The sequence below is a fragment of the Isoptericola cucumis genome, assembly GCF_014635665.1.
Taxonomy (GTDB): domain Bacteria; phylum Actinomycetota; class Actinomycetes; order Actinomycetales; family Cellulomonadaceae; genus Isoptericola; species Isoptericola cucumis.
Window position 1 is genome coordinate 102,770 of sequence record NZ_BMDG01000003.1, and the last position, 19,123, is coordinate 121,892.

At 68.4% G+C, this 19,123-nt stretch carries 16 protein-coding genes; 10 read left to right on the top strand and 6 right to left on the bottom strand.

Features of this window, described 5'->3' with window-relative positions; all coding sequences use genetic code 11:
• Positions 1 to 197: 197 nt before the first annotated feature.
• On the bottom strand, positions 198 to 2,714 hold the full coding sequence (locus IEW03_RS04745; protein ID WP_188522518.1) for a DUF4268 domain-containing protein: 2,517 nt from the start codon (positions 2,712 to 2,714) through the stop codon (positions 198 to 200).
• Between the two features lie 312 nt (positions 2,715 to 3,026).
• Between IEW03_RS04745 and IEW03_RS04750 the strand changes: the two genes are divergently transcribed.
• On the top strand, positions 3,027 to 4,337 hold the full coding sequence (locus tag IEW03_RS04750; protein ID WP_229737467.1) for a 3'-5' exonuclease: 1,311 nt from the start codon (positions 3,027 to 3,029) through the stop codon (positions 4,335 to 4,337).
• 129 nt (positions 4,338 to 4,466) lie between these two features.
• On the opposite strand, the gene IEW03_RS04755 is transcribed toward IEW03_RS04750, so the two are convergent.
• Positions 4,467 to 5,060, bottom strand: coding sequence for an N-acetyltransferase (locus IEW03_RS04755; RefSeq protein ID WP_188522519.1), 594 nt, complete (start codon positions 5,058 to 5,060; stop codon positions 4,467 to 4,469).
• 146 nt (positions 5,061 to 5,206) lie between these two features.
• Between IEW03_RS04755 and IEW03_RS04760 the strand changes: the two genes are divergently transcribed.
• Genes IEW03_RS04760 through IEW03_RS04775 form a run of 4 tightly spaced genes read left to right on the top strand, consistent with a single transcriptional unit; the run spans position 5,207 to position 8,829 of the window.
• The gene (locus tag IEW03_RS04760) at positions 5,207 to 6,322 is read left to right on the top strand and encodes an adenine-specific methyltransferase EcoRI family protein (protein WP_188522520.1); all 1,116 of its coding nucleotides are present in this window, start codon (positions 5,207 to 5,209) and stop codon (positions 6,320 to 6,322) included.
• Positions 6,319 to 7,470: an HNH endonuclease family protein gene (locus IEW03_RS04765; RefSeq protein ID WP_229737469.1), complete on the top strand. Its 1,152-nt coding sequence runs from the start codon at positions 6,319 to 6,321 to the stop codon at positions 7,468 to 7,470. The genes IEW03_RS04760 and IEW03_RS04765 overlap by 4 nt, the downstream gene beginning before the upstream one ends.
• Positions 7,471 to 7,477: 7 nt before the next feature.
• Positions 7,478 to 7,993 carry an SLATT domain-containing protein gene (locus IEW03_RS04770; protein WP_188522521.1) on the top strand — a complete coding sequence of 172 codons (516 nt, stop codon included), beginning with the start codon at positions 7,478 to 7,480 and terminating at the stop codon, positions 7,991 to 7,993.
• Complete coding sequence (locus IEW03_RS04775) at positions 7,990 to 8,829, top strand: nucleotidyltransferase domain-containing protein (RefSeq protein WP_188522522.1); 840 nt, start codon at positions 7,990 to 7,992, stop codon at positions 8,827 to 8,829. The genes IEW03_RS04770 and IEW03_RS04775 overlap by 4 nt, the downstream gene beginning before the upstream one ends.
• A 34-nt stretch (positions 8,830 to 8,863) precedes the next feature.
• Here the strand turns inward: IEW03_RS04775 and IEW03_RS04780 are convergent, their stop codons facing one another.
• Positions 8,864 to 9,748 carry a hypothetical protein gene (locus IEW03_RS04780; protein ID WP_188522523.1) on the bottom strand — a complete coding sequence of 295 codons (885 nt, stop codon included), beginning with the start codon at positions 9,746 to 9,748 and terminating at the stop codon, positions 8,864 to 8,866.
• 35 nt (positions 9,749 to 9,783) lie between these two features.
• The gene (locus IEW03_RS04785) at positions 9,784 to 10,569 is read right to left on the bottom strand and encodes a hypothetical protein (protein WP_188522524.1); all 786 of its coding nucleotides are present in this window, start codon (positions 10,567 to 10,569) and stop codon (positions 9,784 to 9,786) included.
• A gap of 71 nt (positions 10,570 to 10,640) precedes the next feature.
• On the opposite strand from IEW03_RS04785, the gene IEW03_RS04790 reads away from it, so the two are divergent.
• Both IEW03_RS04790 and IEW03_RS04795 read left to right on the top strand, forming a co-directional pair.
• Positions 10,641 to 11,105, top strand: coding sequence for a hypothetical protein (locus tag IEW03_RS04790; protein ID WP_188522525.1), 465 nt, complete (start codon positions 10,641 to 10,643; stop codon positions 11,103 to 11,105).
• A 70-nt stretch (positions 11,106 to 11,175) separates the two neighbouring features.
• Complete coding sequence (locus tag IEW03_RS04795; RefSeq protein WP_188522526.1) at positions 11,176 to 11,868, top strand: hypothetical protein; 693 nt, start codon at positions 11,176 to 11,178, stop codon at positions 11,866 to 11,868.
• A gap of 312 nt (positions 11,869 to 12,180) precedes the next feature.
• On the opposite strand, the gene IEW03_RS20305 is transcribed toward IEW03_RS04795, so the two are convergent.
• Positions 12,181 to 13,863: an ATP-binding cassette domain-containing protein gene (locus IEW03_RS20305; protein WP_229737477.1), complete on the bottom strand. Its 1,683-nt coding sequence runs from the start codon at positions 13,861 to 13,863 to the stop codon at positions 12,181 to 12,183.
• Between the two features lie 422 nt (positions 13,864 to 14,285).
• Here IEW03_RS20305 and IEW03_RS04810 point away from each other — a divergent pair, with 422 nt between their 5' ends.
• The 3 genes from IEW03_RS04810 to IEW03_RS04820 are packed head-to-tail and all read left to right on the top strand — an operon-like array spanning position 14,286 to position 17,191.
• Positions 14,286 to 15,161 (top strand): CPBP family intramembrane glutamic endopeptidase, encoded by an 876-nt coding sequence (locus IEW03_RS04810; protein ID WP_188522527.1) that lies wholly within the window; start codon positions 14,286 to 14,288, stop codon positions 15,159 to 15,161.
• A 9-nt stretch (positions 15,162 to 15,170) separates the two neighbouring features.
• A complete protein-coding gene (locus tag IEW03_RS04815) occupies positions 15,171 to 16,493 on the top strand; it encodes a sensor histidine kinase (RefSeq protein ID WP_229737478.1) in 1,323 nt (440 codons plus the stop codon).
• Positions 16,490 to 17,191 carry a response regulator gene (locus IEW03_RS04820; RefSeq protein WP_188522528.1) on the top strand — a complete coding sequence of 234 codons (702 nt, stop codon included), beginning with the start codon at positions 16,490 to 16,492 and terminating at the stop codon, positions 17,189 to 17,191. Before IEW03_RS04815 ends, IEW03_RS04820 begins: the two co-directional genes overlap by 4 nt.
• On the opposite strand, the gene IEW03_RS04825 is transcribed toward IEW03_RS04820, so the two are convergent.
• The gene (locus IEW03_RS04825) at positions 17,188 to 19,062 is read right to left on the bottom strand and encodes a transketolase (RefSeq protein WP_188522529.1); all 1,875 of its coding nucleotides are present in this window, start codon (positions 19,060 to 19,062) and stop codon (positions 17,188 to 17,190) included. The two genes, IEW03_RS04820 and IEW03_RS04825, sit on opposite strands and share 4 nt — an antisense overlap.
• Positions 19,063 to 19,123 lie beyond the last annotated feature (61 nt).

The window sequence follows — 19,123 nt, forward strand, 5'->3', positions numbered from 1 at the left end:
GACTGCGAATAGTCGGGCTGGGTCATGAACGGGGGAGGCGCCGTGCCCAAGCCAGCTGGCAGGACGAACGTAGTAGAAGGCAGGCTCGTACCCGGACGGAACGCCGGGTGAATTCCAGCCGAACTGGGTCCGCACCGCAGGGAGTCGACAAGCTTCCCGGAGGGGTGCCAGGTTGGCGTACCGGTCCAGTGCCGAACTCAGAGGTACGCAGGGAAGATCGCGGCGAACCTCTCGGCCGTCGTCACGAGCCACTCTGCAAGCTGTGGGGCCTGATCAGCGTCTCGAAAGTCGCCGTTGCCCCGGACGATGATTCGGCTCGCCTTCCTGGTCGGCAGTTCTAGCCAGTCGAGCCTCGATCCGACCGCAGCTTCGATCTCCGCGCGCTTCGCGTACAACTCGGTAAAGAGTTGCTTGTCGTTAACGATGTACAGCTCGCAACCGGCTGTCGGCGTGCGCGAGCTCACGGTGAGACTCAGGTGCGCGCGTCCGGTGCCGATGCTGATGTCGAGCCAGTGCTGGGGCTGAGGCTTCGGCCAGTACTTCACGACTGTGCCGGTCGCTCGGCCGAGGTCGCGTACGCGACCGAAGAATTCGAGTTGTTGGGCCTTGAGATTGTTGGTGCGACCTGACTCTGATGATGCGTCGGAAGTACGCCAACCGGCTTGGTCTACGTCGAGGCCGGTGAGCGAGGCGAGCTCCGTCGCATCGATGAACTGTTCTGGAGAAGCATGTCCAGCGTCATCGAAGTTCAGCCCCTCGGATTCGAGGTGGGCCTTCGGGTCGTCCGTGCGACTGGGCTCGTGCCAGCGGAACCCGGGAGAGATGGTTCCCCCGGTCTGTAAGACGCGCCACGCGTTCGCCATTGAGTAGCTCCCGAGGAGTCCTGCAACAGGCTGCGGATACGTGCCCGCGACGAGGGCGACCTCGCCATACGAGGTCCAACGGCCTGCCGGGATCTCGGCGACGATCGAGGCAACCACAGCGCGGATGGCCGAAGGTTCGTCAGCGACCGACCCGACGACGGTCTCGTCGGGGCCAGGCCATAGGTCGATGATCTTCGCAGCAAGCGCCGCGCCACGAGCCGCAATCTCGGCGGTTCCCCAAGTGTCGTGCGCAGCGATCTCCTGATTCATCCGGAGGCCGCTCTCAGCGAGCATCGTCCTCTTGCTGTGGAAGCCCTTGTTGGAGAGCTCGCTGTTGTACCCGCTGAGAGTGAGGTTCCCCAAAGTGTGTACGACCCGCTCGTGCTCGTATGTCACGTCTGCCCCGTCGGGAAGCCCGGTGGCGAACGTCTCACGGACTGCCTGGGTGAGGGTCTGAGGCAGGACGTGTTCGATAGTGAGGTTTGCCGGGTCGACGGCTTCTTTGGAGCCGTACGACTCTTCGATCCACTGCAGGATGAGCTTCTTCTGAGCTGCCCGGCCCTGCCAGTAGAACGGGACCGTGCTGGCCGCGTCACGGACCTGCTGGTCGGTGGCGTAGTACTTGCGGCCACGGGAAAGAAAGTCGCGGAGTGCGACGTCCACCGGATCATCGCCCGAGATGGCGCCGACGGCCTGCAGAAGGGTGCGGTTGAGGCTCGCCGTGGCTCGCCCGATGACGATGCGGCGCACGAAGTAGGACTCGAGATAGGTCAACGCCCGGGCGACTTCCTCCACAGTTGCGGTGCTCGACGCGCGACGGTCGAGGAGCCGCATCACGACCGGATACGCCGTCGTCGAGCCCCAGGCCTTGATCCGGCCGAGGCGCCGGCGGATCTCGCCGTCGTCCTCTCGGGCCGGCTCGAGGATCGTCGCCAAGACGTCTCCGAGCTTGGCGACACGCAGAACCTCGGCCTCGATCTCGTCGACGCTCTTGAGCCGCTCCAACCGCTTCTGCTGGCCGACGTACGTGTCGGACTGCTTGGCACGCTCGTCTGTCTGGACGAGGTCGAGCCAGAACAACAGTTCGAGGTTTTCTCCGTCGAGTTTCTTCTCCAGCGGCAGCCACACGCTCTCGTAGACGACGTCTGCTTTCTCGCCGAGTCGCATAAACAAGTAGTTCTTCAGCAGGTCGGACTGATTGAGCTGCAGGCCGGTGTTGTTCAGCGACTCGAAGATCCGATGGGCGTTGTCGCCCGCCTCCGCGGTCACGACAACGATGGCGAGTCCGCGCACGACTGCGTTCTCGATCTCTTCCAGGTCGTGTGGGTCGTCCGGGTCGTCCGCCGCCGAGATCTTCGAGCGGAAGTGGTTGTACGCCTCGCCGACCGCGTCGCTCCCACCTGCCTCCGGCGCAGAGTGCACGACCGCGAGGTAAGCCTCGCGGTCAGCTTGGGTCGGAAGGATCTTCGTCGGCTTGCCCTTGTCGTACACGTTGACCAGGTACTGCGCGTACACGCCCTCTGCCCGTTCGCGGTCGCCCGTTTTGTTTAGGTGGTCGCGCAGCGCCGCAAGGAGCAGCGTGAGTGTCGTCAGTCGCTGCTGTCCGTCGACGACGAGCAGCTTGGAGACCCCGACGACTGAGAAGTCGGGGCTGGCAGCGAGGACAAGCGAGCCGATGAAATGCGTAGCGCCGGGGTCTGTCCGACGCGTTTCGGCGAGCTCGACGATGTCGTTCCACAGCTGGTCGAGCTGCTTCTTCCCCCACGAGTATGTGCGCTGGTAGAGGGGGACTTGGTATTGCTTCTTGCCCTCAAGTACACCCGCGAGGTTTGTCTCCGTTGCCTTGACCACGCACGCCTCCGTGTTCTCAACTGGCCAGCATTGTTGTTCACCATATCGCCCGGTGCGTCTGCCGACACGTGTCCTCCAGTGCGGCGTCGCGTGAGTCGTGCAAGGGACCTCGACGACCTGGGGCGGTGGAAGAATTCCGGGGCAGGTTCACAGGGCCACGACGCTGGATGGGACGACGGCACCCGGCGTGGCAGACGCCGGGCCGGTGGCCGCGGCGCTGGCGTGGCTGCGCGGGCTGTGCTTCGACTCGCGGTTGGGTGACGCCGCGGGAGGTGCTCGAGGCGCTCGGCCGATTTCGCCGTCGGTCGGCGGATGCTGGAGGCTGCGGTGGCCGACCCGCGGTCGCGGGACGTGTGGCGGCGGCTGCGGTTCGTGGTGGACCGGGCGCGGGCGTGGGGCGAGGTGTCGCACGGCGGGCTGCGCGCGTACCTCGCGTGGGCGGCGCATCAGGGCACGGAGACCACGCAGGTGGCCGAGTCCGTGCTGCCGGAGACTGACGTCGACGCCGTGCGCGTCATGACGGTGCACGCCGCCAAGGGGCTGGAGTTCCCGATGGTGGTGCTGTCCGGGATGACGTCGCGGCCGGTGCGGCGGCCGGGGGTGAAGCTGCTGTGGCCCGACGGCGGCGGGTACGCCGTGCGGTTCCGTGCCGGCGTGGAGACGGACGACTTCGGCGTGGTGCAGCCCGTCGACGAGCAGATGGACGACCTGGAGAAGCGGCGCCTGCTGTACGTGGCGGCGACGCGGGCGCGCGACCACCTGGTGGTGTCGCTGCATCGGGCCGGTGGCGCGGAGTCGGCGGCGAAGCTGCTCGCCGAGACCGGTGGTGCCGGGTCGCTGGGGGAGGAGCGGTTCTCCGCTTCGCCTGACGCTGGTGGCGCGCCAGGAGCTGGCGCCGGGGAGGAGGCCGTGGAGCCACCGCCGCCGTACGACGTGTGGCTGGCGGGCGTGACCGCCGCGCGGACGAGCAGCGAGCGGGACGCCGCGATCAGCGCGTCCGGGCTGGAGGGTACCGAGCCGGCGCTGGTGCTGGCCGAGCCGGACGACGTGGCCGAGGGGCAGGCGAAGGGCGGCCGCGACCTGGAGCTGCCGCCGTGGTCGAAGGGCCGGTACGGGTCTGCGATCGGGCGGGCCGTGCACGCCGTGCTGCAGGCGGTGGACCTCGCCACCGGCGACGGCGTGGACGAGGCCGTGGCCGCGCAGTGCGTGGTCGAGAGCGTGGTGGGTACCGAGGACCTGGTCGGCGCTCTGGTGCGGTCCGCGCTGGCCAGCGACCTGGTGCAGCGCGCGGCGCAGCGCGAGCACTGGCGGGAGACGTACGTCGGGACGCTGGACGACGACCCAGATCCTGATGGCACCGTGCTCGAGGGATACGTGGACCTCGTCTTCCGCGACGACGACGGCACGCTCGTCGTCGTGGACTACAAGACCGACGCCGTCCCGGCGGGCGCGTACCCCAGCCGGGTGGAGTACTACGCCCCGCAGCTGCGGGCGTACGTGCAATGCCTGGGCGACGCGAATGGCGCGACTGTGCGTGCGGAGCTGTTGTTCCTGCACCCGCAGCGGGCCGTACCAGTGGGTGTCGCCTCAGTTGGAGCAGCGCAGCCCTCAACTGGCTCATAACCCAGAGGCCGCAGGTTCAAATCCTGCCCCCGCTACGAAAAAGGCCCCTGGCCAGCGAAAACGCTGACCAGGGGGCCTTCCCTTTTGCTCCGAAACCGCCTGGCTACGGTCTGCGCTACGGTCTAGCGATCACGGGGTCGTCTCGGGCTCCCACGGCCACCACCACACTGCCCCTCCGCGCCAGGCTTCAAGGCCGGAGCTGGCGTAGCCCCGCTGCAGGGAGCCCAGGGCCGCGTCCCGCTCGGGGCCGTCCTCGTAAGGCCCGCCAGTGGCCTTCTGCGGTTCGGGCTGCAGGACGACGACCGTGGAGTCGCGGTCGAGGCGCAGCAGGTCGAGGAGGTCGGCCAGGATCCGGCCGCTGAGGCGCTGATGCCGCCACTGCGGGTCCAGGTGCATCCGGTCGACGAGCACGACGGTGTCAATCCACTGCTCAGGATGGACGCGGATGATGTGGGCGGCGGTGGCACCCAGGGTCTCGGCGTCGGTGCTCACGGCATCGGCGGCGTCGTGGACGTCCTCCTTGAGTGCGTCCCAGCCGATCCAGCCGCGCACCGTCCCGATCTCAACGGTCCGGAGCGCGTCGTAGGCGGTCACGACGGCGGAGAACTGACGGAGGAAGACGTCGGCATCGGCCTCGGGACGGTCGATGCTAGTGATGCGCACGAAGAAGTCGGTGTCGTCGGGGTCGAAGGCCTCCGGACCGACGTCGGTGTCCGTGGTCATGTCCGCCAGTCTCACAGGCGGACCCGCGTCCTGGTGGCCATCGGCCTCGTCTGCAGGCCGCTGTCAGCGCTCACCGGTAACCTGACCTCACGGATGATGCGCCCCGCTCCCGGCAGTGCAGCAGGGGCTGGTGAGGAAGGGCAGGCATGGCGGCTCAGGTTGGAACGTCTACGAAGCAGCAGAGCCTCGCCGACGCCAAGGCTGCTAAAGATGATGAGTTCTACACGCAGCTGAGCGACATCGAGAAGGAGCTGCGGCACTACAAGAAGCATTTCAAGGGGAAGGTTGTCTACCTCAACTGTGATGACCCCCGAGAGTCGGAGTTCTTCCATTATTTCAGCTACAACTTCGAGAAGTTGGGTCTGAAGAAGCTTATCGCTGCGTGTTACAAGAGTCAGAACGTCGACCTGTTCTCGCAGGAGGACAGTGAGCAGGCCGTCTACCTGGAGTACGAAGGTGATAAAGACGGTGATCGCGTCCCTGGGCGCGACGAGATCGAGGTGGAGTACTTCGAGGGGGACGGCGATTTCCGCTCGAAGGAGAGCATTGCCCTCCTAGAGCAGGCGGACATCGTCGTGACCAACCCTCCGTTCAGCCTGTTTCGCGAGTACATTGCCCAGCTCATTGAGCACGAGAAGAAGTTCCTGATTATCGGGAATATGAACGCGATCACGACGAGAGACATCTGGCCGCTCGTCCAGCAAGGAAAGTTTTGGCTTGGTGTCACACGTACGGGCACGGGACAGATGTGGTTCCGGGTTAGCGAAGATTTCCCAGCCAAGAGCGGTCAACGGATCGGCGAAGACGGGCATCGGTACCAGACGATCGGCAACTCTGCCTGGTTTACGAACTTGGACCACGCGAAGCGGCATGAGGATCTCATCCTCTATAAGACGTACGACCCAGATCTGTATCCGGCGTACGACAACTTCGACGCCATCAATGTGTCAAAGGCTGTCGATATACCTATGGACTTCGATGGCGTGATGGGGGTACCAGTCAGCTTCTTGGGGAGACATAATCCTGACCAATTCGAGATTGTCGGCATCACCAAGACCTGGTTCGGTGCCGCGACGAAGAAGTACCCAACTCAGATTCAGGTCAGTGCCAATGGTCGAACGAGCGAGGTGTCAAAGCTCAACGACGGAGCGGTGCTCAAGGTGACAACTCCTCCTCTGGGAAAGACCTACTACAAGATTGATGACGAGTGCTTCATCCAGACGTATCCGCGCATCCTCATCCGACGCAAGGACACCGCATGATGGAGATCAAACTCCACGAGATCACGGTCCGCGACCTCGTCGAGGACTACGAGGACAACGACGAGCTGGGCGTGAGGGCCTACGGCGGCAAGCTCGACGTCCGCCCGCCCTACCAGCGGGAGTTCGTCTACAAGGACAGGCAGCGAGACGCCGTGATCGAGACGCTGCGCCGTGATTTCCCGCTCAACGTCATGTACTGGGCCGTCCAGGACGACGACACGTTCGAGATCATCGACGGCCAGCAGCGCACGATCTCGATCTGCCAGTACGTCGAGGGCGACTTCTCAATTCCCATAGACGGGCACCAGCTTGCCTTCCACAACCTGCAGAGCGATCAGCAGGAGCAGATCCTCAACTACAAGCTCATGGTCTACTTCTGCCAGGGCACGGACTCCGAGAAGCTTGATTGGTTCAAGACGATCAACATCGCGGGTGAGGAACTCACCGACCAAGAGCTGCGCAACGCGGTATACCACGGCCCGTGGGTGTCGGCGGCCAAGAAGTACTTCAGCAAGAACGGCTGCCCGGCATATCAGATCGGCAGTGACTACATGACCGGCGTGGCGATCCGCCAGGACTATCTCGAGACCGCGATCGAGTGGATCAACGACGGCAAGGTCGACGAGTACATGCGCGACCACCAGCACGACACCAACGCCAACGAGTTGTGGCTCTACTTCATGGGTGTCATCAACTGGGTCAAGGCGACCTTCCCGAAGAAGCATGCCCAGATGAAGTCGGTCAAGTGGGGGCCGCTGTACAACCAGTACAAGGATGCTCACCTCGATCCGGCCAAGCTCGGAGCCCGCGTCGAGGCCCTGATGGGCGACTTGGACGTGAAGAACAAGCGCGGTATCTATGAGTTCGTGCTCGGCGGTGAGACCGACACGAAACTGCTTCAGGTCCGTGTGTTCGACGAGAAGACTAAGCTCGCGGCCTACGAGAAGCAGACGAAGAAGGCCAAGACCGATGAGGTGTCCAACTGCCCGCTGTGCGCGGTCGGCACCAACGCCAACGCCACACGGATCTACGAACTCAGTGAGATGGACGCCGACCATGTGACCGCGTGGTCCAAGGGCGGCTCGACCGACCTGTCCAACTGCGAGATGCTCTGCGTTCCGCACAACAGGTCGAAGGGCAACAGGTAGTTGGGAGATGGTTCTCCCTGCCGACGACTCCCAGCGAGAAGCGATCCGGGACGAGGTGTCTCGGATCCACGAGAGCGCCGTCTACTCCGCACAGGGGCACTTCGAGGCCGCGAAGGTCTGGCGGTATGTTCACTGGGGTCTCGGTGCGCTGGCTGCGGCACTGAGCACCGCGGCGGCCGTGATCACGTTCGCCTCCGACATGCAGGTCCTCTCGGGCGTGATAGCGATCCTTGCGGCCATTACGGCGGCCATCGTGACCGGTAGCCGGCCGGACAAGCTCGCCGAGCGGGCGCAGAGCTCCGGCAACGACTACACGACCCTGCGCAACGATGCTCGCCGGCTCCGCGACATCGCCGTACCCTCCGACCCGGTACTCGAACTCCGTGATGCCCTGGCCGAGCTCTCGGGCCGAGCTTCCGAGCTCGACCACGCGGGGGACGTGATCCCGCGCTGGGCCTACAAGCGCGCCAAGCGCAACATCGAGAGCGACGGCGGTCAGCGATTCGAGGTGGATGGCTCATGACGGCTACGGCTGGCTCGACGTTGGACTCGATCATCCGGGATGTGACCCCCGACGAGGACGCCCGGAGCACCGCGGCCAGCCATCGCGCCTCCGTCGAGTCGTGGCTCACGCAGGATCTGAACATCGTCAGGATGCGTGAGACGGGCTCGTGGCATCACGGCACCGCGATCACCGGTTCCAGCGACGTCGACTATTTCGTGACGATGCCGGGTTCGAGGCCGGAGTATTCGTCGACCGCCTTGGAGAAGCTGCGCGACTCGCTCCTGCGCGGGCTCTCGAACTGCGTGGTGCGCATCGACCGGCCCGCGGTGCGTCTGGTCTACTTCGATGGCGGTCCCGACGTGGAGATCACGCCGGCCTACTACAGGGACACCGACGACTACGACATCCCTGACCCGGACGGGATCGGCTGGATCCAGAGCAATCCTGCCGTCCACCTGGACTACGTGAACGAGGCTCAGCAGAAGACGAACGGCAGAGCGAAGAGCTTGATCCGGCTGGTGAAGACGTGGAAGGCGCGGAACTCGGTCCCGCTGTCGTCCTTCTACCTCGAGATGCGCGCTGCCCAGTACGCCCTTGCCAACGATCCCCTCATCTACGACTGGGACCTCCGGAACTTGTTCAGGGGGCTCTCCTCGGACGGCCTGCGCGAGATGAACGATCCGACGCACTACGGCCGGCGTATCTCGACCGGGACCGGCGGCAACGACTTCATGGCGAAGTACGCGGTCGACGAGGCTGCGCGACTGTCCGCGCTGGCCAAAGTTGCCTCCGACGCTGACGACCATGCCACGGCTGTGAACTACTGGGTGCAGCTGTTCAAGGTGCGGGCATAGAGGCGCAACGTCGTCCTTTGTGGAGCGGTAGCGCTTAAGACTCGACGTCACGACTCGACAGGCTCCACCCCATCAGCTCGGGGTGCTGGTCAGCCCACTGCTCCAGCGGTGAGTCGTCGAGCCCGAGATAGCTGATGACGTGCTGCGCGGCCGAATACACGCTGCCGCAGGCGACAGCCATCTGCCATCGGATCACCTCCGGCTCCGCGATGAACGCCTGGTGCAGTCGATTTTCCAGCTGGGTCACCCGCGTCTGCTCCTTGAGTCGGGCCAGAGCCGGGTGCGTGAAGGACGAGAGCATGTCGTAGAGGCCGGGTCGATGGAGGCGTTCACGGCCGAAGTCGTTGACAGCCTTGCGCAAGCTCGAATACTGCTCACCGCCGACGATCCACTCGTTGGGGCCGTCTTCGCCGTACAGCACGATGTCCGGGAACATCGTGCGAGCCTGGGCGATCGTCGCCTCTCGCGCCTTCCTGAACTCCTTTGCTCGAGCACGGTGCCCGATGTTGTTCTCGGACACGCGGGCCATGTGCAGACCGACGATCCGCTCCATGTAAAACCGTGCGACCCGATTGATCGGCTCCACATCGGTAGCCAACAGCCACGCCACGCGGCCGCAGTACTCGTCCACCGATCTGGTCACGGTCCAGCCCGTGAGGACGACCTCCGGCCCGAGGAGTCGTGCCAGAGCACGCACATGCTGGGCCGCGGCCGTGACGTACACGGCGGAATCCTGAGCGATTGACCGGGTCAGCTGTTCGGGGGCCTCCACCGAGGACGGGAGCACCGTGGCCTCCAACGCGCACCTGCTTGAAGGTGGAGTCGGGTCGCCGCAGTGGTACGCCACGGCGTCCCATGCCGCCGCGAACTCTCGCATGCCGTCGGCCAGACCGTCGAAATCGATGCCCTCATCGCTCACACGGACAATCCTGGCACCCCGCGCAGGGTTTCCCTTCAGTACTGCGGCGTCGAGCGCTGGGCATGCAGCTTCAACACGGACTCGGTCAGGTTGGTCGCGGCCCACACGAGGTAGAGCGCCCGGGTCAGGTCGGTCGAGAACCGCACTGAGAACACGTCGGGGTCCGCGGTAGGGATCTCCACGCGCTCGGAGAACGCGAGGTTGGCCCACGTGAATCCGTGCGCAAAGCCCGAGCACAGCTGCCATGGGAGGAGGACCCCAAGAGCCGCGCCACTATGCTCGTCGGCGTAGGTCACGGCCGCGGTGCTCGTGAATCCACGCTTGACCGCCGCGATGTCGATCTCCGGATGTCGCTGGGCGACCTCGAGGATCGTAGCGATCCGCTCGTCGTAGGACGCGGGGTCCTTGAGGTCCAACGGCGCGAGTGCCCGCCGGGCGTTCTTGGCGTTGACCATCTGCCAGCGCAGGCACCGCGTCACGCGCTCTGCCCTCGATGTCGGATGGAGCATCCAGAAGGCCGCCGCCATGTTCTCGAGGCTCCCGCGGATCAGTGAGGCCGGTGCCGCGACGTGCAGGCTATGGGCGTCGACGACGAGCGTCTTGCACGCGTGCAGGTGGTCCGCACCGGCGACGATGCAGGCGTTGACCGCGTGCGAGACGTGGAAGGGCGGCGACCAGGCGTCGTCCCCGGTCAGCGAGGACCCGGGCCGCGCGTTGAACTCGTCCTTGGTGTCGGTCCGGGCCTGAAGCTTGTTGATGAGATCAGCGAGCCTCTTCCACTGATCGGACACCTGTTCGTCGGTCAACGGTGCGTTCTCCACGTCCCCATCCAACCGTGGACCTCCGACAACGGAGCTCCGAATGTGTCGCTCCTCGATGGCAACATGAATCCATGATCGATCTGGTCCGCTCACGTTGGGCCGACGAGCACCCGCAGGCGCTGCAGGATCTCGTCGACCCGACGATCCGCATCGTTGCCAGCGACCTCATACCACGCTGGGCGCTGCCAGCAGGGTGGGTGCGGATCGTCAACCATCTGCACGCCGATCTCGTCGCGCTGCTCGGCGACTATGGGCTCGTCCGAGCTGGGACCAAGCTCGCGTCTCTGAGATACGTCGTCAGCTACCCGGCCGACGCTGACCCAGAGGTCTGTGTCGCAGCCGATGCACGGATCGCCGCGGCCAAGACGGAGTCCCTGACGACATGCGATCTCTGTGGCGTGCATGTCGACAACTCGGTGTCGTTCGGCGTCGTCCGCTGCGAGCGGCACCCACAGGAATACGTCAACACCCCCAACGGTGCGATTGCTCGTCCACCGGGGTCGACAGGAGACGACGTGCCCTCGAGCCTCGCCTGACTGGTCATGCCGGAGAATGTCCGACCCCGTCGCTACGCTGGACCGAGAGTTCCAACGGAGGAGGCGGACCATGGTTGACGTCCCGGTGGCGGTATCGAGGCTCGGTGAGGACGACTCGCGCGAGGCACAGAGCGCACGCGCCGTGGCGTGGCTGCTGGCCCAGCCCGGCGGACCCGTGATCGTCGTGACCCCGCAGCGGAAGTTCGAGAGCGCGAGCATCCAGCGACTCATCGCCCGACCTCAGGTGCGCCACCATGCCTGGCGCGGCTTCAGCGGCGGCCACTTAGATGGTCACCGGGTGCTGTACGCCTGGCCGGACCGCAAGCATCTGAACGAGGTCTGGAACGTGGAGGCGGACGCGATCGCGGTGATCGAGTGGGGTACCCACGAGACCGCCGAGTGGATCGAGGACGTGAACCCCGTCCAGCTCTTCCCGGGGGAGATGATCGAACCTGCCACGGACCCCGAGCCCGAACTCGAACCGTTGCCGGGCGGCGTCGACGGCATCCTCGAGTACGTCGCAGGGATGGCCGCCGGCTACTCCACCGGTCTCAAGTGGAACGAGGAGGACAAGCTCAAGGCCGACATGATGAACCGGCCCGACCGCTGGGCTCCGGTCACCGTCGAGCAGGTACGCGCCAAGTGCCGGGTGCTCGGCATGCGGGGCGACGACGTCGACACGATCACGGACGTCCTGCAGCGGCGCAAGGACGGTCGTCGCTTCAACGTGGGGCCGACCTACCGGGATTTCCAGTTCAGATAGGCGCTCCCGAGGCCAGGCCGCGGAGTCTCATAGACATCTCCTTGGCAAGACGCGATAGACCTCCGCGGTCATGCGGGGATCGCGGTCTCAAGAGAGTGGTCTTAAGGTGCTCGAGGTTCGCACGCCCGGACATTCTGAATGGCAGGCGCCGGCGGGCTGGCAGACGGAAGACGACCCAAAATGTGGCGAGGGCTCGGTCACTGTGGACGAGTGGTATGCGTGGCCGAGTGCGCGCGGCGTCGTTCTTCGCTGGATAGATCGTCGAGAGCCGGGCAGTAGGAGGTCATTGCCTGACCGGTGGTCGGTCGGCGTTCAGGCGGCGGTGACGGGCTCGTCGATCCGGGCGTCGACCATCCGCACGGTGGCGTCGACGGAGGCGAGCGTGGACGCGTCGTGCGACACCAGCAGCGTGGCGGCGAACATCTCCCGCGCCAGCCGGGTGATCAGCTCCACCACCTGCGTGCCACGTTCGTGGTCGAGCGCAGACGTCGGCTCGTCGACCAGCAGCACTTCCGGTCGCCCCACCAGCGCCCGCGCGATCGCCACCCGCTGCCGCTGCCCGCCGGTGAGTTGTGCGGGCCGCTTGTGTGCGTGGTCGGCCACGCCGACGGCGTCGAGCAGCTCCATCGCCCGCCCGTGCACGCTGGACGGCCTACGTCCACGCAGGTGGGCGTGCAGCTCCAGCTGCTCCAGCGCGGTCAAAGAGCCGAGCAGCTGCGGCGACTGGAACCCCATGCCGATGCGCTCGAGCCGCACGCGGGTCGCCTGCGCCACGGTGGTGTCGGGGGTGAAGACGACGTCACCGCCGATGCGGACGATGCCGCGTGTCGGCCGGGTCAGGCCGGATGCCACGGCCAGGAGGCTGGACTTGCCGGCCCGAGACGGGCCGAGCAGGGCGGTGGTGGTCCCCGCGGGGACGGCGAGGTCGACGTCGTCGACGGCGGTGAGGGTGCCGTCGCCGTCGGGGTAGAGGAGGGTGATGTGCTCCAGGTGCAGGTCACGGGTGACTCCTTCGAGATCAGCGGGCAGCGTCGGCGAGCACGGTTCAGCGGGCGGCCAGCGCCGCGTGCGGGTCGATGCGGTGATGCGGGCGACGGAGACGCCGGCGCCCACCAGGCCGAGCAGCACCAGGCCCGCGGCGGGCAGCAGCGTGGTGGCGGCGGTGACGACGACCGGGACGGCGTCGGGCAGCAGGGCCGCGGCCGCCGCGGATAGCCCGGCGCCGACGGCGACGCCGCCGACCAGCAGCACCGCCGCCTGCCCGAGCGCGTCGCGCAGCAGGTACCCGGTGGAGGCGCCCAGCACCTTGACTACCGCGATGTCGCCGGTTCGGCTGATGGTCCACACGGTGAAGAACGCGCCCACCACCAGCGCGGAGATGACCAGCAGGAACGCCTGCATCGTCGTCAACGACGTGTTCTCCCCGGCGAACGACGCGACGGCCAAGCGCGCGTCCGACGTCGTCACCGTCGTCGTGCCGAGCGCGTCGTCCGCCTCGGGGAGGGCCCCGGCAAAGACATCGTCGTCCGAGGTCGTCAACGCCACGACGGACGCGACGGGCTCACCTTCGGACGAGCCGCGCGCCCCGACCGCCTGCGAGTCGTCGAGCGTGGTCCACACGACGGGCGTGTGCGAGAACGACTGGTTGGCGTCCACGGTCGCGGCGACGGTGAGCTCGGCGCCGCCGAGGGTCACGACGTCGCCCACTTGCGCGTCAAGGGCGTCCGCGGCGCCGGGCGTCAGCACCACCGTGCCGGGCGCGACGTCGCCGGCGTCGCCGTCGTCGACCTCGCCGTCAGCACCAGGCACCAGGCCCGAGCCCTCCGCCACGCCGAGGGCGGCGACGGACGCCGTCGCGCCGCCGGCCTCGGCGCGCGTGGTCGCGACGCCCAGGGGCTCGGCTGACTCGACGCCGGGCACGTCCGCCCAGCCGCCCCACTGGTCGGCGTCGACGCGCGACGCGGTGAACTCCGGCGCGTCGCCGGCGGCGGGCATGGAGAACGCGAGGTGGTCGGTGAGCAGGTCGGTGACGGCTGACGTCGACTCCCGGGCCAGGCGGCGGTCAACGACGCGAGGTACGTGACGAGGAAGGTGATCAGCACGATCACCACGGACAGGAGCTCGAGCGGTCCCGGACGCGCCCGAGGACGCGCAGGGCGACGAATGCACGTGCATCTGTACGGAACGCGCTGTTGCCGCACCGATCGGGTCCGAGACCATTGCCGATCCGGAGTGATTCTGTGGCGCCGAGGGTGGCCCGCGCACTATTCAGCTGGCTCGCGGGGCGACATCGAGGTTCATGCCATCCCCCGGGAGAGCTACTCGACCTGCTCACCTGCGGGCGATTCGCCCGCCGACCGGCGCTCCTAGCGTTGTTGCTGGTCGCGGCTCCGCGCGACCTGTAGCGAGGAGGCTTTATGAGCACGACAGCCACGACCCACGACCAGGACGCCCTGGCCACCACGGGCGACAACCCCGGCAGGTTCACGCGCTTCCTGCGGTTCCCGCTGACGTGGATGCTGATCGGCCTGGTCGGTGTCGTTGTCATCGCCGGTGCGACGGCGCAGACGGAGCCGGTCACGGTGGTCCCGGTGCTGGGTGCGGCGCTGGCGGTGTTGGTCTACTGGGCGGTGATGCGCTTCGTCGCCCGGCGCCGCACGCCGGAGCTCGCCGCCCGCGGTGCGGTGCCGGAGGCGCTGCTGGGCCTCGCCATCGGGGTGGGGTTCGTCGCGCTCTCGGCGGCGGTCATCACCGCGCTGGGCGGCTACGCGTTCCGCTGGGCGGACGTCGACGTGCTCCCCGTGGTGGGGCCGGTGCTCGGCCTGATGTGCGGGGCCGCGGTCACGGAGGAGCTCATGTTCCGCGGCTTCGGGATCCAGGCCATCGAGCGGCTGCTGGGCAGCTGGGCCGCTCTGGCGGCGACGGCGCTGATCTTCGGCATCATGCACCTGCTCAACCCGGGCGCCACGGCGTGGTCCGGGCTGGCGATCGCGATCGAGGCCGGCGTCATGCTGGGTGCCGCGTTCCTCTGGCGCCGCAACCTGTGGTTCGTCATCGGCATCCATTTCGCCTGGAACACGACCGTCGCGCTGCTCGGCCTCAGCGTCTCGGGGCACGCGGCCTCGGGCCTGCTGACCGCGGAGGTCTCCGGCCCGGCCCTGCTGACGGGCGGCTCCTTCGGCATCGAGGGGTCGGTGGTGACGGTGCTGCTCGGGGTGCTGATCGCCGTCCCGATGCTGCTGCTCGCCCGCCGCCGCGGCACGCTGGTCCCGGTGCGCCGCCCGCGCCCGTAGGCTCGGCGCGTGCCCGCCCACCCCGACACCGTCCCGCGGCTGCGCGCGTGGCTCGGCCGGTGGCGTGCGCACCGTCCGGCCGTCCGGGACGGCCTGGCGGCGGTGCTCCTCGCGGTGCTCGGCTTCGTCCCGACGCTGGCGACCATCGGCGTCGAGCTCAGCGACCTGCCCGAGCGACCGACCGACGCGCTGGCCGTGATCCTCGTCCTGGCGCAGGCCCTGCCCCTGGCGTTCCGACGCCGGTGGCCGGCGGCCTGTCTGGCGGTCGTCGGCATCGCGCTCGCCCTCGACGAGCTCCTGGCCTACCCGCCCACGTTCGCGAGCGTCGGCCTCTACGTCGCGCTGTACTCCGTGGGGGCCTACCAGGCGCGGTTCCGCCGTCGCCTCGCCGTCGTCGCGACGGTCGCCTACGCGGCCCTGGCGGTCGCCCTGACCGTACTCGGCTCGCCCAACGGGCCCGCGGACTTCCTCGCCTTCTACCTCGTCCTGGTGGTGATCTGGTTGGGGGGCACGGCGATGCGCCGCCGGCGGGCGGACGAGGCCGAACGACGGCGCCTTGCCGCCGTCGTCGCGACGTCGGACGAGCGGGCCCGGATCGCCCGCGAGCTGCACGACGTCGTGACCCACCACGTGACCGCCATGGTGGTGCAGGCCGACGCGGCGCCGTACCTCCTGCCCGCGACGCCCGGCCGGGCGGGCGACGGCCTCGCCGCCATCAGCGACACCGGCCGCCGCGCCCTGACCGAGCTCCGCTACCTGCTCGGCGTGCTCGAGGCGACCGGCGAGACGGCGGCCAGCGCATCCGCGGCGGGCGAGGCGGCGCCCGCGGGTCGGGCGCCCGCGCTCGGCCGGGTGGGCGACGTCGTCGAGCAGGCCCGCCGGTCGGGCCAGCCCGTCGAGTGGGCGGAGGACGGCGACCCGCGGCCCCTGCCCGACGCCGTCGAGCTCGCCGCCTACCGCGTGGTGCAGGAGGCGCTCACCAACGCGCTCAAGCACGCCGCCGGCCGGCCCACCGTGGTCCGCCTGCGGCACGGCCGCGAGCACCTCGAGGTCGAGGTCACCACCCACGGCCCGGCCTCCCCGGGCGCCGCCACGGCACCACCCGGCACCGCGGCGCCACCGCCCGCCGTCGTCACCCCGGCCGCGCCGCCCGGCGGCCGCGGGCTGGCCGGGCTGGCCGAACGTGTCCGGGTGCTCGACGGCGAGCTGGAGTCCGGCCCGCTGCCCGACGGCGGGTTCCGCGTGCGCGCCTCGATCCCCGCCACCCCGACGAGCCAGGCCACTCATGCCACCCCGCCGACGCAGGCCACCCCGACCCGGAGCCGCTCATGACCGACCAACCGCCGGAGACCCGGCCGATCCGCGTGCTCGTCTGCGACGACCAGGAGCTGGTCCGGGTCGGGTACGCCACCATCCTGTCCGCGCAGCCGGACATGGAGGTCGTGGGGGAGGCGGCGGACGGGCGCGCGGCGGTCGAGGCAGCGCGCGGGCTGCGGCCGGACGTGGTGGTCATGGACATCCGGATGCCCGAGCTGGACGGCATCGAGGCCACGCGGCGGATCGCGGGGCCGGACGTCGGGTCGCCGGCCAGGGTGCTGGTGGTCACGACGTTCAACGTCGACGAGTACGTCTACCAGGCGCTGCGGGCGGGGGCGAGCGGCTTCCTGCTCAAGGACTCGCCCCCGGCCGAGCTGGTGGGCGGCGTGCGGACGGTCGCGCGGGGCGAGTCGCTGCTCGCCCCGACCGTCACCCGCACCCTCATCGGCCGGTTCGCGGAACGGCTGCGCCCGACCGACACGTCCCGGCCCGCCCGGGACGAGGTCGTGCGCAGCCTCACGGCCCGTGAGCTGGAGGTGCTGGAGCAGCTCGCCGCCGGGCGGTCCAACGCGGAGATCGCCGTCGAGCTCGTCATCACCCCGGAGACGGTCAAGACCTATGTCTCGCGGATCCTGGCGAAGCTCGGCCTGCGCGACCGGGTGCAGGCGGTGGTGCTCGCCTACCGGGTGGGCCTGGTCTCGCCGGCGGACTAGGTGCGGGCCAGGACGCGGGCAGCCGCAGCGATGTGGTCGGCGTCGATCCCGGCCCAGGCGAGCAGCTCGGGCCCGCTCCCGGACCCCGGAACCCCGCGGACGGCGAGGTGCTCGAGCCGCAGCCCGGACACCCCCGCCTCCACGAGCGCCGCGATCACCGCCGCCCCGAGACCGCCCTCGGGGTGGTGGTCCTCCGCCACGACGATGCGGCCTCCGGTGGCTTCGGCAGCCGCTGTGAGCGCCGCGACGTCGATCGGCTTGACGGAGTAGGCGTCGATCACGCGCGCGGTGATGCCGTCGTCGGCGAGGAGGTCGGCGGCGCGCAGCGCCTCGTGGGTGGTGATGCCCGCGCCGACGAGCGTGACCTGGTCGGCGGCGCTGCTGCGCAGAGTCTTGGAGCCGCCGACCTCGAACGTCTCCTGCGGGTCATAGAGCACGGGGTAGGCGCCGCGCGTCGTGCGCATGTACACGACTCCGGGGGTGTGGGCCATGACGTCGACGAGTGCGACCGTGGAGGTCGCGTCGGCCGGGTAGAGCACGGTGGAACCGTGCGTCGCACGGATCATCGCGAGGTCTTCGAGCGCCATCTGAGAGGGGCCGTCGGCGCCGATCTCGACGCCGGCGTGGGACCCGACCAGACGCAGGTCGGCGCGGGAGACCGGGGCCATGCGGATGAAGTCGTAGGCGCGGGTGAGGAAGGCCGCGAAGGTCGAGGCGAACGCGACGTAGCCGCGCACGGACAGACCGGTCGCCGCGGCCACGAGCTGCTGCTCGGCGATGTACATCTCGAAGAAGCGCTCGGGAATCGCGTCGGCGAACGTGTCGGCGTGGGTCGAGTTCGACACCTCGCCGTCGAGCGCGACCACCCGCGGGTCGGCCCGTCCGAGCGCGAGGAGCCCGTCGCCGTAGGCGTTGCGGGTGGCGACCTCCGTCCCGAGCTCGTAGGTCGGCAGCTCGACCGGGGTGGTCGTGAGATCCGGCGGAGTCACGTCGGGGGGCAGCGGACCGCGCACCTGAAGGTGCCGTTCCCCGCCGAGCTCGGCGATCGCCTCGTCGGCGAGGTCGGACGGCAGCGGCTTGCCGTGCCACTCGGGGCTGTCCTCGATCTTCGCGAATCCCTTGCCCTTGACGGTGCGGGCCAGCACGACCACGGGACGGTCGATCTCGTCGTCCGTCGCGGCGGCCAGCGCGGCGTCGATCTCGTCCAGGTCGTGGCCGTCGATGACGATGGCGCGGGCACCGAACGCCTCGACGCGCCGCGCGTAGGCGTCCATGTCCCAGCCGAGGTCGGTCTCGCCCCGCTGTCCGAGTCGGTTGACGTCGACGAGGGCCACCAGGTTCGTCAGCCGGTAGTGCGAGGCCTTGTCCAGGGCTTCCCAGATGGATCCCTCGGCCAGCTCGGAGTCGCCGCACAGGACCCACACGCGGTACGGGGCGTCCTCCAGGTGCCGGCCGGCGAGCGCCACCCCGACGCCGTCGGGCAGGCCCTGCCCGAGCGAACCGGTGGCGACGTCCACCCACGGGAGCCTGGGGGTGGGGTGGCCCTCGAGTCGCTGGTCGAAGCGCCGGTAGCCCGACATCAGCTCGTCGTCGTCGACCACCCCGACCGACTTGAACACCGAGTACAGGAGCGGGGAGGCGTGTCCCTTGGAGAAGATGAGGTGGTCGTTCCCCGCAGCGCCCGGGTCGTCCCAGTCGTAGCGCAGGTGCCGGGTGACCAGCACGGCCAGAAGGTCGGCCGCCGACATGCTCGACGTGGGGTGGCCGGACCCGGCCGAGGTGGACGACCGAACGGAGTCCACCCGCAGCTGGGCGGCGACCTCACCTGCCAGATCGAGGTCGATCGGGGCACGGGTCGTCGTCTCGCTCATCCTCACACTCCTTCGATCGCGGTGTGCCGCGGGGTGGTGCAGGACCTGCCCCGGGCTTCCC